Genomic DNA, 15,106 nt, shown 5'->3' with positions numbered 1-15,106 from the left:
AACCTTTATAATCAACTTTTTAAGCAACTATCAATGCGTAAATTTTATGACTCAAAGGCAGTTTTTTGACACTCATTCAAGCGCTGCAGCACCGGCAAAGGATTAACCAAAATTAATTCAGCATTTCGCCCAAGTTGTGCTGCAATAGGCCCAAGTTAAACCCATTTTGAGGCCCTTGGTTCACCACTATGGAACTTTTGCTCGACCCACACATATGGATCGGACTCTTTACCCTTATCATCCTCGAGATAGTTCTCGGCATAGACAACCTGGTATTTATTGCCATTCTGGTTAAAAAACTCCCTCAACATCAAAGAGACAAAGCCCGGGTCATAGGCCTGTCGCTGGCCTTATTGATGCGCCTTGGCCTATTGGCCGTGGTGTCCTGGCTGGTCACCCTCAACCAACCTTTGTTCAGCCTTGCCAATTTCAGTTTTTCCGGACGGGATCTGATCCTGATATCCGGTGGTCTATTCCTGCTGTTCAAGGCCACCAGTGAACTGCATGAACGGCTGGAGTCCAAAGAGCCGGAAATAGGCCAGAAAGTCGCCTATGCCAGCTTTGGCATAGTTGTGACCCAGATACTGGTGCTGGATGCGGTATTCTCCATCGACTCCATCATCACCGCGGTCGGCATGGTGGATGAACTCTGGGTGATGATGACAGCCGTAGTGGTAGCCATGACTGTGATGTTGCTGGCTTCCAAACCGCTGACTCGCTTTGTCAATGCCCACCCAACCGTGGTGGTGCTCTGTCTCAGTTTCCTGTTGATGATAGGTTTCAGCCTGGTAGCCGAAGGCTTTGGTTTCCATATTCCAAAAGGCTATCTGTATGCCGCCATAGGTTTCTCCATCATGATCGAGTTCTTCAACCAGTTGGGGCAACGCAGGTTCGAACAACGTGAAGCCCGTAAACCCTTGAGGGACAGGACAGCCAACGCTATTTTCAAGCTGATGGGCGGCAAGAAACAGTTTGAAGAAATTGACGAAGATGAAGAACAGCCAAACGACGAGCGTGCCCTGAGCAAGTGCTTTGCTGAAGACGAGCGCAACATGGTCGGCGAGGTGCTGACTCTGGCGGAGCGCCGCATCAAGAGCATTATGACGCCGCGAGCCGAAATAAGCTGGGTTAACCTCAGCCACAGCCCCGAGCAGATAAAACAACAACTGCTTAGCGACAGATTCAGCCAGTATCCCCTGTGTGACGGCGATATAGACAAGGTCGTGGCACTGGTGAGTGCCAAGGAGTTGCTGGCCGCCATAGAGCAACAACGGCCACTGCAGAGTCTGCGCCCCGGCCACAAGCCGGTGATAGTGCCGAAAAGCATCAGCGTGTTCCGTTTGTTGGAAGAGCTAAAGCGCGCCAAGGCCGACATGGCGTTGGTCACAGACGAATTCGGTGCCCTATTGGGACTGGTCACCGGCCACGACATTCTCGAAGCCATAGTCGGCGAACTGCCCCAGGAAGATGAGGCCGAAGAGATCCGCATCGATGGCGATGGTTGGCGCGCTCGCGGCAGCATTAACCTGCATCAGTTAGGGAAGCTCCTGGGCTACGATGAACTCGAAAGCCATAATCACGAGTATGTGACCCTCGCGGGCATGTTACTGGCACGCTTTGGCCGGATCCCGGAAGCAGGCAGTGTGCTGACTATAGAGCCCTGGCGCTTTGAAGTCACTGAGATGAATCAGCACCAGATAGCCGAAGTCAAAATAAGCCGTCTGGATCAGCAAACTGAAAACAGCCCTGCCAACGACGGCCCCTATCAAACGCTAGTAGAAAACTGATCCACAAGCGCCGATAGCCAAACAAAATTTGCGGTTATCGGCGCTGTTTTTACGACAACCCGCCTTTCCGCCATTTGTTGATCACCTAGCTCCTTCGGGCACTCCGGCTCCATCGGACAATTCCCAAACTTAAGTAGTCACCCGCGAATAATTAGACAAACCCAAGCCGCCAACGCGATAATCCCTCCCCAATATCACTTTTATCAGACATTTTCGGTTCAAAGAGCACTAAAAGTATGAAGAAACGCTTCTGCCTGCCATGGATAGCAATAATAATGATACTGGCCAGCCCTGCTCTGTCGGCGACCAACGCAGAGCAATTCTCCCGCTTGCTTAAAGGGGCCGAAAGCCAGCTCTATTCCCTGCCGCAACGGTCGCAGGCTCAACTGTACGAGATGGAAAGCGGGCAACTCAAAGACCTGCCCAAGCCCCTGCTGACCCGTTTTTATCTGACCAAGGCGACAGTATCTCTGCTGCTGCATGAGATCCCCGCCGCCGAGCAAGCCGCCAAAGAGGGCCTGAAACTGGCGGTTCCGGGAACCAGCGAACATACCCTGCTGGAACTGAGACTGGTACAGGTGATGTTGCAATCCGGCAAGGTCACGCAGGCCATCAGCGAACTGCAAAAAATAATAGATAGTCAGCAAAATTCGGCCGATAAAGTGGTTCAGGCTGAAGCCCTGCTACTAAAAAGTAAGGCGCTTGAACAGCAAGGCAAGCTGGATGCATCCTATGCCAGCCTGATGCTGTCATTGGACGCCGCCGAACAGAGCCAGAACAAAGAGTTGCTGGAGCGGATCTCCTTTGGCATGGGCCACCTTCTGGTGCGCCTCAACGGCTTTGAGCGCTCGGAAAAACTGCTTAAGAAAGCATTCAAATTCTTCAAGGACAGAAGGATGTCCTACAATCAGATGCTGGTGCAATTGGAATTGGCTCAGTTGGCCGAGCAGCAGGGACAGGTTGAAATAGCCATAGATAGATATCAAGCGGCGCTGGAACTGGCCAGAGTATTGGGATACGGCCTGTATCGCTTTCGCATCAATGTAGAACTGGCGCTAAAGTACCGGGATTCCGGGGATGAGTCTTCCATGGCAAAGCACCTGCAACTGGCCGACAAGTTGCAATATCGCGAGACTTCAACCCTCTATACCAGCCGCTTTCAACTGCTCAAGGCCCAAGAGTTACTCAACAAGCATAAGTACGCCGAAATGGCCGTCTATGTCGACCCTCTGCTTATCAGCTTTGCCAAGGAAAAAGCCTTGTTACGCTCCCAGATAGAATTGTTAAAGGTCAGCGCCGAAGGCTTTGCCGGATTGGGTAATTTCAAGCGCGCTTACGAGGTATTGGATCAGTACCAGCAACGCTTCGCCGTATACAGCTCCAAGGAGTTGGTCAGTAATCTGGATCGCCAGCAGTTACTGTTTAACTTAGAACGTCTCGAATTTGAAAACCAGGATCTCAACTGGAACAACGTACTGCAAAAACTGGAGTTGGAAACCAACCGCACGACCCTGAATCAACTCAATATCATCAGCAGCATCATCCTGTTGCTGCTGTTACTGGCCACTATCATCATTCTCTGGCTCAATCGCTCACGCTTGAAGTGGGGACTGCTGGCCAAGACTGACAGCCTCACCGGCCTCTATAACCGCCGTTATCTGGCAGGTTGGTTGCTGTACCATCAAGCTTCAGAGGAGCAAAGCCAGGAGTCGCAACCTAAGTGGCGCACACTGCTTTTTCGACTGAAATCACTGTTGTTGCCGGCCAAAGTCCAGCGCAGACATGGCCCGCTGGCGTTAATCACGCTCGACATAGATAGTTTCAAAAAGGTTAATGACACTCATGGCCACAATAACGGCGACCGAGTGCTGATCGAACTGGCCAAGGTGATGAAAGCCTTGCTGCGGAAGGATGATCTGCTGGCTCGGGTTGGCGGTGAAGAGTTTATGTTATTGCTGCCCAATACCGGCTTGAATGACGCTGTGTCTGTTGCCGAAACCCTTAGGCAAAGCGTGGCCGAGCACATATTCACCCTGGAAAATGGCGAGCCACTGAGACTCACCGTTAGCCAAGGAGTGGCTTTGGACGTCGACGGCTGCCAAAGCTTCAGTCAACTGACTGATACTGCGGATAAACTTCTTTATCAAGCCAAGCAGCTTGGGCGTAATCGAGTCGAAAGTGAGCTGGCACAGGACTCAGAAGCCAACGCAGTTTGAATTCAGGCGTTTGTCTGCGAGCCGCCGCCATTCCAGCTGCCATCGCGGCGCGCCTGATACTCACTGACCATGGCCTCCACTGCCGCCTCGTCGAAAGGACGTAAGCCACTGAGTACCAAGGTCTTACGTCCGGTTCCTACCTGTTTATCATCACTGATAAGCGCGAAATCCAGCGTCACATCGCCGCGTTTGCCATCGACTTTGAGATTGCTGTTAATCAGCTCCAGTTTAACCTGCTCAAACTCCAGGGTGTCCAGTTCAAAACCCATGCTTTCATAGATAACCAAGGGCCGCGCCGGATTAATGGTGACCTGATGCTCGCGCATCAAAGGCACCAAAACATGGGTAAAGTTGAGACCGGAAAAAGCCACATAACTGCGGACAAATGACTCCAGTTGCCGCTCGCAGTGGCGCGTTTCACCATCGCGATGGACATTCAGGTAGCGTTTGCCGCGCTCATCTTCTATCGCCAGCTCGGCCCCCTGGTCACCAGGGAAATGCAGACATACGCCGTCACCGACCATGCCTTCAAACTTGAACAGCATCCGGCGGCTAAGGCCATAATCGTTCAACACCAGGGCAAACAGAAGATCGCCTGGAACGCAAAAACGCTTGGCATCCTCATCATGGATAGGATTGAAATCCCCTGCTACTCCCTTGGCAAAATCACTGGCCTGCTTGCGGCCTATGGTTATTTGGTTATTTTCTCTTTTAAAATAATCAACTAGAAACATCTTGTTCGAACACTCACAAAGCCAAGGCTAACCGGAATAAAAAGGTTTATCAGTTTAACCGCCTTTTGACAAATAACTCACCCGATCTGTTGGCCTTGACTTCCAGCCAAGGTTAAATGTTTAAAAATCAAGCAATCGCACTTCAGCGACTTTATCCGAAAATGGTTCCAAGCTCTGCTGGATAACTCAAATACAGCCTTACTACTTTGCTTAAAAGATCAAAAGCTTACTTTGTAAAGCCAGTTTTTCAGGCAAAACCTCAACAATAACAACTCGGTTTACAGACGCTGACATTTGTTAATTTTGATCACAACAATAAATGCAAATCGTTTGCATTTATTAAATCAATTGCTAGAATTCGCTCGATTTCAACAACAGTAACATCACAACGGGAACCAAGATGATCAAGAAAACTCTCATTGCCAGTGCGCTACTGACAGCCCTGTGCGGCCCACAGGCATTCGCCTCGGACGAGACTCAGGAGCTGCGCAAAATCATCGAACAGCAGCAGAAGGTCCTCAAGGATCTGGAGCGCCGTCTGGCAGAAACCGAAAAGCGTCAGCAACAAACTGCCGAGCGTGTCGAGCAAACCGCTGAGCGGGTTGAACAGACCGCCGAGGTGGTAGATGCCACGCCGCAAAAAACCGCCACCACTATCGGCGGCTATGGTGAGCTGCACTACAACAACATAGACAACAAGCTGGGCGAGGATAAGAAAGAGTTCGACTTCCACCGTTTCGTGCTCTTCTTCGGCCATGAGTTTACCGAAGACACCCGTTTCTTCTCCGAGCTGGAAGTGGAGCACTCCATCTCAGGTGATGGTCAAAATGGTGAAGTCGAGCTGGAGCAGGCCTACATAGAGCACGACTTCAACCAAGCCCTGACTGCCAAGGCGGGTCTGTTCCTGATGCCGGTTGGCATCATCAATGAAACCCACGAGCCACCGGCATTTTATGGTGTCGAGCGCAACCCGGTTGAGAAAGACATACTCCCGGCTACCTGGTGGGAAGCGGGTCTGGCAATGAATATCCAGGCGGCTCCCGGACTGGCCTTCGATGCGGCCGTGACCTCGGGTCTGAATGTCCCTACCACAGGTAAAAATGCCTATAAGCCAAGAAGCGGTCGCCAAAAGGTTTCCGAGGCCAAGGCTGACGATCTGGCCTATACCGGCCGGGTGAAATACACAGCCGTTCCCGGCCTGGAGCTGGCCGCGACGGTGCAGTACCAATCGGATCTGACTCAAGGCGAAGCCAGTGTAGACACCGCCTCGGCCCTGATGTGGTCGGCGCATGCTATCTACCACCTAGAAAACTTCAGTATCAGAGCCCTCTATGCCGAGTGGGACATAGATGGATTTGAAGCCGAAGCCCTGGGCCGCGACAAGCAAAATGGCTGGTACATAGAACCGTCCTACCGCTTTAACGAGCAGTTCGGAATTTTCGCCCGCTACAACGAATGGGACAACAACGCCGGTGACAATCAAGACACCAAAGAAACCCAAACCAATGTGGGTATCAACTACTGGTTGCACGAGAATGTGGTGTTCAAGGCCGACTACGAAAAACGTGGCGGTAAGTCAGACTCAGATGGGTTCAATCTGGGTGTAGGTTATCAGTTCTGATGATCTTTGGGTGCCCTCTGGGGCGCCCTCATTGAGGCATTTATGAAGACTCTTATTGCATTACTCTCGCTGTTTTTGCTGCCATTCACTCAAACCCAGGCGGCGCAAAGCGTTTACCAAAGCCCGGCAGACTTTGTCACCCAGGCCTTGGGAAACCAAGGTAAAGGTCAAGCGAAAGCCAAAGTCTTTTGGTTCAGCGCCGAGCAACGCCAGGTCATAGAAGAGATACTGGCCCACGATTTTCGGCCGCTGCGTACCCGCTATTGGCAGCAGGGAGACGACACTGTCTGGATCCTCGAGGAGATAGGTAAAGAAGCGCCAATCACTGTGGGTATTCAGGTGCGCCATGGGCAGATTTATCGCACCAAGGTGCTTATCTACCGCGAGAGCCGCGGCGATGAAGTCAGGCACGACTTCTTTACCGACCAATTTAAATCGGCAACACTCACAAAAGATAAACAGCTGGACAAACATATAGATGGCATTACCGGAGCGACACTTTCCGTCAGGGCCCTGACCAAACTGGCCCGCATCGCCCTCTATCTTGACCGGCAACTCAGCCTGCAACACGATCTGCAACAACACAGCCTGCAACAAAACAGCGAGCCCAGATGACACGTAAACATCCGGACTTTCGAGTCCGTCTCCTGCGCACCCTGCGCCCCTGGCACAGACGTATTGGCATCATCAGCAGTGTGCTTGTGTTGCTGCTGACTCTGACCGGCCTGGCTTTGAATCACGGCCGTGAGCTGAACCTATCCCAAGGCGTGCACTGGCAATGGCTGCAAGACTATTACGGCATTGGCGCCCCGGAAGATGTCAAAGTCTGGCAAGCCCAGCCGCTGGCGGGCAGCAGTCAGGGACAGGCCTGGATAGCCGGCACGCCGCTAGCCGAGCAAACCGATGAGATACTGGCCATAGCCCCCTTTGAAGACAAGTGGCTACTGCTGACCCGAAACAGTTTGACAATTTTGAGCCAGGATCTTGCTGTGCTGGAAACCCAAACCGAGCTGACAGGTTTGCCGCCGCAGATAAACGCCATGGCAGTCGAGCCCGGCGGTGTCTGGCTGAAAACATCCCGGGGCCAATATCGCAGCGACAGCGAACTGTTGGATTGGCAAGCGGCCAGCAGCCTGGTTGCCCTCCCCTGGATAAAACCACTCGAAGGGGCAAAGATACAAACGCAGCAGTTGCTCGGAGATATTCGCGCCAGTCGCCTGTCCTGGCACAGGGTTCTTCTGGATCTGCACAGCGGCCGGATCTTCGGCGCTGCCGGCAGTTATCTGATGGATCTGGCGGCGATCGCCTTATTGTTGCTGGCCGTGACTGGCCTGATCATTTATTTAAAACAGAAGCGCTGAGATCAAGCCAGCGATGATGCCTGCCCGGGCTCGTTTGAGCTCCCGGCCAGGCCATCGGGCGCAAGCAACTGCAGACTGGCAAATTCACGGTACAGCGGGCTGGTTTGCATCAACTCGCTGTGGCTGCCACTGGCCAATAATCGCCCCCGCTCCAGCACCAGAATACGGTCGGCATTGAGCACTGTCGCCAATCTGTGGGCTATGATGAGAGTGGTTTGTCCCGCCATCAACTCATCCAAAGCCTGTTTGACCTTGACTTCACTGACCGCATCCAGGGCACTGGTGGCTTCATCGAGCAGCAGTAAAGGCCTGCGGGCCAAGATGGCGCGGGCAATGGCAATTCGCTGCTTTTGACCACCGGAAAGGCGCACGCCACGCTCACCCAAATAGGTGTTATACCCCTGGGTAAACTCACTGATAAATTCATGAGCTCTGGCGCCCTTGCAGGCGGCAACCACCTCTTCCAGGCTGGCCTCCGGGCGGCCATAACGCACATTTTCCAGCACACTGGTGGCGAAGATCACCGACTCCTGGGGCACCAGGGCAAACTGTGCCCTCAGGCTCGCCAATGATACAGAAGCGATATCGACACCATCGAGCAGAATGCGGCCGCAACTCGGCTGATAGAAACGCTGCAGCAGCTGAAACAACGTACTCTTGCCGGCACCGCTGGGCCCAACCAAAGCCACCCGTTCACCGGGTTGAATATGGATATTGAGATCCTCAAGCACAGTTGCGCCCTCATCATAGGCAAAACTCAGCTGCTCTATTCTGAGTTCCCCCTTGAGCGGACTGGGCAGCGCCAGCGGCTTGGCCGGCTCGGCAATATTTGCCTTGGACTCGGCCAGCTCCATCAAGCGTTCGCTGGCACCGGCGGCCCGCTGAATATCACCTATCACTTCGCTTATGGTGGCCACCGCGCCCGCCACCATCATGGCGTAAAACATGAATGCCGACAGCTCACCGGCGCTGACCACACCGGCCATTACGTCTCTGGCCCCCACCCAGGTCACAGCCACTATGGCACCGATAGTCAGCAACATGACAGAGGAGATCAGTGCCGAGCGATAGCGGATGCGACCACTGGCAGCACGCATCACCGCCGCCAGGTAGCCGTCAAAATTATCGCGATCGCGAGCCTCGTGACCATAGGATTGTACCGTGTGGATCTCATGCAAGGTTTCATCCACATAGGCGCCGAGATCGGCGACACTGTCCTGACTGGTGCGCGCAAGCTTGCGTACCCGCCGCCCGAGTAAGCCCACAGGCACCAACACCAGCGGCACGGCCAGCAGCACCAAGGCCGTGAGCTTGATGCTGGTAAAAGCCATCATCACCAAGCCACCCATAGTGGTCACTGAAGATCGCAGCGCCATCGACAGGCTAGAACCTATAACTGTCTGCAACAGAGTGCTGTCGGCGGTAAAGCGGGAGATGATTTCCCCGGTGCGCAAGCGGGCGAAAAACACCGGGCTTTGTTCCAGTAACCTGTGATACACCAAGCGGCGAATATCGTTGCTGACTTTCTCACCGAGCCAGGTCATCAGATAAAAGCGGCAGAACACGGCCACAGCACTGACCAAGGTGATCCCCAGAATAAGCAATACAATTTCGTTGAGGCGCCCCGAGTTGTCGGCCATAAAGCCCTCATCCACTATCAAGCGAACCCCTTGCCCCAGGGCCAGCCAGGCCAATGACCCCAGCAGCAGAAACAGCAGCGCCAGGGCAACCCGCAAACGATAAGGCTTAAGAAAGCTCAGGATCCAGGGCAGGATCCGAGCCGAAGAGGTTTGAGGAGCAGACAAGAGAAAATCCAGACAATGACTGTTAATCAGGATTGTGGCGCCAAAGCGCCGATGAGTCCAGCTCAGGCAGGTACGGCCTTGGGCGTTCCATGGTGACCATCACGCATCCAGTTGACATCCAACAACTCGGCACCGCTGAGACTGAACGCCTGGCCAAAGCCTTTGACATAGAGACCGCGCTCGGGCACCAGCTTAAACAAGTTGAAATCGGTCAAGGCCGCCAGGTTATCTATCATCTCACCGAAGCGCCCGGACAACACCTGTACCCCTTTGGCAAAGCTCGGGCCGTCTCTTGCTATCAGCTCGGCGGCGGCATCAAAGGTCAGGCGGCGGCGGGCAAACACGCTGCGCGCCTCGGCTTCGTCTTCCACCAGCATCACAGATACCCGCGGTGACTGTTTAAGGTTGATACCGTGACGCGCCAGATCGCTTACCAGAATATAGAAACCATCATCGGCCAGCGCGAACGGCGCATAACTGGCGTTGGGGATCCCGTTGGCATCCTGGGTCGCCAACTGCAAGGTGGTACGCCCCTGTTTGAACTCTTCGATTTCCGGCAGCAGTTTTTCCTGCAGGCGTTGGTTTTCACTGGTCATATTTCCCCCTTTTGGGCAGCCACTTCACCACGGTGACGCCAGTCGGCAAACAGTGCCAACTGTGGCGGCAGCAGCTTGCGTTGTTGATCCCGGCCCAAATAGACCTTAAAAACGATGGCGCCATCAGGGCCGAAGAAATTAATCGAATGACTTTCAGTGCCCCGAAATGGACGACTTATCAAGGCAATGGCACTGAAATTCTCCAATTTCAGATGGCCATGCAGGCCATCTCCCTTGCTGTAGAGGTTAAAATAGCCATGAGCCGTCTTTCCCTTGGGGAAGTCGCCTTTGAATTCAAATATCTGCCCGGCAACTGTGACTATGGTGGTCAACTTACCCCACTCAGGCAGTGCCTGCAACAGGGCTTCCAGCCACTCCAGCGGCAAGAATTGCTGCTGCTCGGCCGGTAATGCCTGCACCACCTCAAGCTCTGAAATCCCCAGATTAGCGGCGGCATCGGCCGGCAACCACTCGGGGTGTTCCAGCATGGCGGCGGCTATCTGCAGGCGGCCAGCGGCCGCCCTTGTTGTATCGCTTATCTGCATCTGTTGCTCCATCAGAAACGGTAACGGGCCGAGAGCTTGAAGTTGCGCCCTTGATCCATCAGGGTTTGCCAGGCTTGGATGTACTCTTCATCGCCAATGTTTTCAATGGCAAAGTCGACCCGCAACCCTTCGAAGGTCCCCATGGCAGGCTCCCAAGCCAGATACACATCCCATAGGGTGTAGTCCTGGTAGCGGTTAACCGGGTTATCTTTGGGCACCCTGTCTTGACTGGCGTTATAGCTGACCCGGGTTCCCAGCTTCATATCGCCCGCCATGATCCCCTGCGACAAGTCGAGCACCAACTTGTTGGCCGGAATATTGGCCAGATAGCCCCCGTCATGCCTGTCTTTACCTTCAGTCTGACCATAGCTGAGCGATAAGCGGGTCTGATTGATGCGATACTTTCCTGTCAGTTCAAAGCCAGTCAGTCTGGCCTTGTCGACGTTATCCCAGCGGGTGTTCTGCTCAAGTCTGGGAATGCCGTGCAGTGGATTGGTCACCCGCTGCTCGATAAAGTCATCGACATCGTTTCTGAATACACTCAGGCTCAGCGCCAGTTCATCGTTGCCCGCCAGCTCGGCAAAGCGCATATCGGCCTTCAATTCTTTGTTCTTGGCCTTTTCAGCCTTGAGGTTTTCATTGACCTCAAAGGTATTGCACAGGCCGTTGGGCAAAAAGTTAGGGATGGGAGGAATACAGTAATGAGTACCGCTGGAGTACATCTCCTCCACTGATGGCGCGCGGAAGGCTTCATCGTAACGGGCGCTGAGTGTCAGCCAAGGCGCAGTCTTCCACACCAGTGCCAACGAGGGAGACAAGGCATCGTCATCACTGGAATGGCCCAGGTTATTGCTTTCGTTTTCAAAGCTGTCGTAACGCAGCGCCGGATCCAATGACCAGTTTTCCCCCAGGGCGATATTGGCGGCAACGAAAGCGCCCCACACCCGAGACTCACCATCTATGTTGCCGGGACGCTGACCGCTCTGGCCGCTGTCATCACGGAAGGTTTCTATCTGGTCGCGGTAGCCGTCCAGACCATAAGTTAATTTGAGCCCCTGCCATTGACTGCGATTGGCAATACTGAACCCCAGGGTTTCATATTCTGTGGTGTCGAACTGGCCCTTGGTCAGGCGATTCTCATCATAATCCGTCTTGTTCCAATAGAACTTGGCATCCAGATCCAGCAGGGCGTTGCCCCTTGGTGCCAGGCTGTAGTCCAGGGTCAGGTTGGAATCTTTGCTGTCACGGCGCACCAGAGGCACACTGTTGCTGACACCTGTGGCCGGATTACTGGGCACGGCTTCAAAGATCTCATTGATCCTGCCGGAAAGTTGCAACCTTTGCGCCTCATCCAACTGCCAACCGAACTTGGCCAAGCCGCTGCGGCTACGGCTGGCGCTGTTTTCCAGGGTATTGTCATTACCGGCCTTGATGTTGTCGCCGTCGCTGTAGCTGCCGTTCAACAACCAGTCGATACTGCCCTTGGCTCCATAAATGGCACCACTGCTCTTGCTGCGCTGGCCATTGGTTTCATAGCCCTGCTTGAGATAGCCACCAAAGCTCTGGCCTTCGTCGAGCATCTCTCTGGCCGACTTGGTGTTTTGCGATACCACACCGCCTATGGCGCCACTGCCCCAAAGGCTGGAAGCCGGGCCACGTACCACCTCAACAGAACTGAGCAGCTCAGGGTCCATAAAGAAGGTGCCTCTGTGGCCGGCACTGGCGTTTTGCCTGGCACCATCTATGGTCTGCAATACCCTCTGGCCACTGAGACCACGAATTTCTACCTGCTGGGCAGATGCCCTGGGGCCATTAGCGATATTGATGTTGGCTTCCGTCTTGAGCACTTCGGCCACCGAGTTGCCCTGCTTCTCGGCCAACTGCTCTTCACCGACAACCGCAGCACTGCGGCTGGATTCAGAGACTTTCTCCTGAATGCGGGTAGCACTTACCAGCACTTCATCAAATTCAGCTGTTTTCACCTGCTCGGCAACAGCGGCCAGACTCAGGAGGGGGGTTCCCAATGCCAGAGTAATAGCCATAACCAGCGGTTTTCTATTCATCATCTTAATCCTCAAACAGATTATCAGGCTGTATCTCCAGCCTTTCTCATGGGAGTGGCATTACTGAAAATAAATTGAGCCCAAGGGCAAACAGCAAGCCCGGGACAACACCACTTAAGGCGGCACTCTAGCTTAACTTTAGAAGATGATCAAATAGTAATTATTATCATTTGCAATATTATTTACTCTAATATATTTTAATCTGAAGAAAGGGAAGTTACTCGGGAAGCCAAGCCATTTTTCGGTACGAAATACGGTGCCAGCCAAACGGTAAAAACTGGCCAGACGGTAAAGGCAGGAACCATGGAATGGTGGCGGCTCAGGGACAGAGCCGACCCAAGACAGAACAGCATTGAGCCTTATGGGTCATTGCTTAGTTGAATTTGAACATTCACCCGCCGCAACAAGCGGTTGTAAACAGGAGTAACGGCGTGACCCCCAAGCGTTATTGTGGTTTTGCGCTCATGGCATTGTCACTTCAGAGTGCCGTATTGGCCTCTCAGACAGCCACCCCAGATCCTTTGGTAATGCCCACCAAGGGCGGTTTGCAACTGAGTTTCAGCGTAGCCCCTGCTGCAGCGTCCCAAACTGCCTCAGTACAGACTCAAAACCAGGCTGCTAACGCCGAAAGCCACCCTGCGGCAAACGCCCCATCCGCTAAGCATAAAGAAGCTGAACATAAAGCCCCTCAACATCAAGAACCGCTGAAACAGAATGTGGCGAAACCTGAGCCGCCAAAGTCAAAGCTGCTCAAAACCAGGCCGCTCAAAGCGAGTCAGAAACAAACTTCAAAGATGAGCAAGCCACAACCGACTCAGGAAAAGCCGCGTGAGATAGCAGAGAAATCTGAACCGAAACACGCCCCATCGACTCCGCGAGCAGAACCTGAGCCACGTGAAGATAAGCCGGCTATTCCTTCGTCACCGGTTCAAACTGCCGCCACCTCAGGGCTGAATCACACAGTAGAGCTGGCTGAGCCTGTATTTGCCAGCCCGCCTACGCCGCCGAGCTACCCCAGACTCGCCCGCAAGCGGGGCTTTGAAGGCACGGCTCTGGTAGACATCTTCTTTGATCACCAGGGCAGAACCCAAAACGCCTTGCTCGTCAGCAGCTCAGGCTATGCCATTTTGGATGAAGCGGCATTGGCCGCCGTACGCCACTGGCAGTTCAGCATTCCTTCCCAAGCTTCAGCGGCTCGTTTCAAAGTCAGGGTGCCGGTTCGCTTCGCCCTTAATTAACAGTTGGAGACACGATGGAATTAAATTTGTACCAAAGCCTGCACCAGCAACTAGGCGCTCTTACCTGGCCTTTGCTCATCTGCGCCTTTCTGACCCTGATGATATTACTGGAGCGCTTTGCCATCTTGTTGCCCAGCCTGTTCAGGCGCCAATCCTGGCTCGGCGAATTACGCAACGGCACACTGGATGAAAGCAGTGACAGCCTGCTTGAACGCCTGAAAGATAACCGGGGACTGATTTCCTGCGGTGCCCGCCATTTGCTGAGGCAGGCCGCACAACCCAAGGCGCTGCGGGAAGAGTTGTTGTCACTTTGGCTGGCAAGGGAGAAGCGCAAACTCCACGCTGGACTCAAGTTGTTGCAATACATAGGTACCATCAGCCCGCTTCTGGGTTTACTCGGCACTGTGCTGGGGCTAGTGGAGATGTTCAACGATATTGGCGCCAATCAGAGTGACAGTATCACTCCGGCCTTGTTGGCCTCGGGCTTGGGATTAGCCATGTACACCACAGCCGCCGGCTTGTTGATCGCTGTACCCGCGTTATTGGGAGCGCAGCTGTTCGGACTCTGGGCCGAGCGTTCAGTGGCCTCCTGCGCCCATGTACTGAATCATCTCAACCTTTGGTTGGAAGGGGTTCCGCTGCAGGGCGAAGACAATGATTACGCCGCCTTCAACCTGACCAAGCTCACCGGTGTCAACGGCAAGCGGCGCCATCCGGAGCCGCTGTCATGATTGAAATTAAGGAAGAGCATGGCCTGGATAGCGGCCTGGATCTAACCCCCTTGATAGACATCATCTTCATTGTGTTGGTGTTTTTACTGCTCACAGCCAACCCCAGGTTATTGAGCCTGCCGATTGAAGTGCCGGATAACAGCGCCAGCACTTTGAGCCCACAAGCGCAGACTCAATTGACGGTCAGCGTGTTACCCCAGGCGCCGTTCTGGGCACTCAATGAACAAAAATTTGCCCGGTTCGACGCGTTCGAGCAGGCCCTGACTCAAGCGCTGGCCGACAATCCCGAGCTGACCTTGGTGGTAGCCGCCGACAAGGAGGCAAGAGTCCAGCCGCTGATGCAACTGCTGAGTCTGCTGCAACGGCTGGAGATCAGCCAGACCCGGGTCCTGATGGAACCCTAAACACC

Annotated in this window: 13 protein-coding genes; 8 read left to right on the top strand and 5 right to left on the bottom strand. The window is 53.8% G+C overall.

What is annotated here, in order from left to right:
* The first annotated feature begins 188 nt into the window (after positions 1 to 188).
* Entirely contained in the window at positions 189 to 1,787 is a 1,599-nt protein-coding gene (locus tag SIL79_RS10240) for a TerC family protein (protein ID WP_144360928.1), read from the top strand.
* Between the two features lie 275 nt (positions 1,788 to 2,062).
* Positions 2,063 to 4,003, top strand: a complete 1,941-nt coding sequence (locus SIL79_RS10235; RefSeq protein WP_052248070.1) for a GGDEF domain-containing protein — start codon at positions 2,063 to 2,065, stop codon at positions 4,001 to 4,003.
* A 2-nt stretch (positions 4,004 to 4,005) separates the two neighbouring features.
* On the opposite strand, the gene SIL79_RS10230 is transcribed toward SIL79_RS10235, so the two are convergent.
* Complete coding sequence (locus SIL79_RS10230; protein WP_052248069.1) at positions 4,006 to 4,737, bottom strand: DUF3581 domain-containing protein; 732 nt, start codon at positions 4,735 to 4,737, stop codon at positions 4,006 to 4,008.
* Between the two features lie 400 nt (positions 4,738 to 5,137).
* Between SIL79_RS10230 and SIL79_RS10225 the strand changes: the two genes are divergently transcribed.
* From SIL79_RS10225 to SIL79_RS10215, 3 genes are read left to right on the top strand one after another with little or no spacing between them, the layout of a single operon-like run.
* Positions 5,138 to 6,358: a porin gene (locus tag SIL79_RS10225; RefSeq protein ID WP_039034144.1), complete on the top strand. Its 1,221-nt coding sequence runs from the start codon at positions 5,138 to 5,140 to the stop codon at positions 6,356 to 6,358.
* A gap of 42 nt (positions 6,359 to 6,400) precedes the next feature.
* Positions 6,401 to 6,973 carry an FMN-binding protein gene (locus SIL79_RS10220; RefSeq protein WP_052248068.1) on the top strand — a complete coding sequence of 191 codons (573 nt, stop codon included), beginning with the start codon at positions 6,401 to 6,403 and terminating at the stop codon, positions 6,971 to 6,973.
* Positions 6,970 to 7,719, top strand: coding sequence for a PepSY-associated TM helix domain-containing protein (locus SIL79_RS10215; RefSeq protein ID WP_162206437.1), 750 nt, complete (start codon positions 6,970 to 6,972; stop codon positions 7,717 to 7,719). The genes SIL79_RS10220 and SIL79_RS10215 overlap by 4 nt, the downstream gene beginning before the upstream one ends.
* A 2-nt stretch (positions 7,720 to 7,721) precedes the next feature.
* Here the strand turns inward: SIL79_RS10215 and SIL79_RS10210 are convergent, their stop codons facing one another.
* Genes SIL79_RS10210 through SIL79_RS10195 form a run of 4 tightly spaced genes read right to left on the bottom strand, consistent with a single transcriptional unit; the run spans position 7,722 to position 12,728 of the window.
* A complete protein-coding gene (locus SIL79_RS10210) occupies positions 7,722 to 9,554 on the bottom strand; it encodes an ABC transporter transmembrane domain-containing protein (RefSeq protein ID WP_405130436.1) in 1,833 nt (610 codons plus the stop codon).
* Between the two features lie 32 nt (positions 9,555 to 9,586).
* A complete protein-coding gene (gene hutZ / locus SIL79_RS10205; RefSeq protein WP_319619239.1) occupies positions 9,587 to 10,120 on the bottom strand; it encodes a heme utilization protein HutZ in 534 nt (177 codons plus the stop codon).
* Positions 10,117 to 10,665 (bottom strand): heme utilization cystosolic carrier protein HutX, encoded by a 549-nt coding sequence (hutX, locus tag SIL79_RS10200; RefSeq protein ID WP_405130414.1) that lies wholly within the window; start codon positions 10,663 to 10,665, stop codon positions 10,117 to 10,119. Before hutX ends, hutZ begins: the two co-directional genes overlap by 4 nt.
* Before the next feature lie 11 nt (positions 10,666 to 10,676).
* Positions 10,677 to 12,728 carry a TonB-dependent hemoglobin/transferrin/lactoferrin family receptor gene (locus SIL79_RS10195; protein WP_144360992.1) on the bottom strand — a complete coding sequence of 684 codons (2,052 nt, stop codon included), beginning with the start codon at positions 12,726 to 12,728 and terminating at the stop codon, positions 10,677 to 10,679.
* 431 nt (positions 12,729 to 13,159) lie between these two features.
* On the opposite strand from SIL79_RS10195, the gene SIL79_RS10190 reads away from it, so the two are divergent.
* The 3 genes from SIL79_RS10190 to SIL79_RS10180 are packed head-to-tail and all read left to right on the top strand — an operon-like array spanning position 13,160 to position 15,101.
* Positions 13,160 to 13,966, top strand: coding sequence for a TonB family protein (locus tag SIL79_RS10190; protein ID WP_319619238.1), 807 nt, complete (start codon positions 13,160 to 13,162; stop codon positions 13,964 to 13,966).
* A gap of 14 nt (positions 13,967 to 13,980) precedes the next feature.
* A complete protein-coding gene (locus tag SIL79_RS10185) occupies positions 13,981 to 14,697 on the top strand; it encodes a MotA/TolQ/ExbB proton channel family protein (RefSeq protein ID WP_052248064.1) in 717 nt (238 codons plus the stop codon).
* A complete protein-coding gene (locus SIL79_RS10180) occupies positions 14,694 to 15,101 on the top strand; it encodes an ExbD/TolR family protein (RefSeq protein ID WP_162206440.1) in 408 nt (135 codons plus the stop codon). The genes SIL79_RS10185 and SIL79_RS10180 overlap by 4 nt, the downstream gene beginning before the upstream one ends.
* Positions 15,102 to 15,106: the final 5 nt, after the last annotated feature.

The sequence above is a fragment of the Shewanella indica genome, assembly GCF_033842865.1.
Taxonomy (GTDB): domain Bacteria; phylum Pseudomonadota; class Gammaproteobacteria; order Enterobacterales; family Shewanellaceae; genus Shewanella; species Shewanella indica.
Note: the sequence above shows the minus strand (reverse complement) of the source record. Positions and strands in the feature narration are given on the sequence as shown.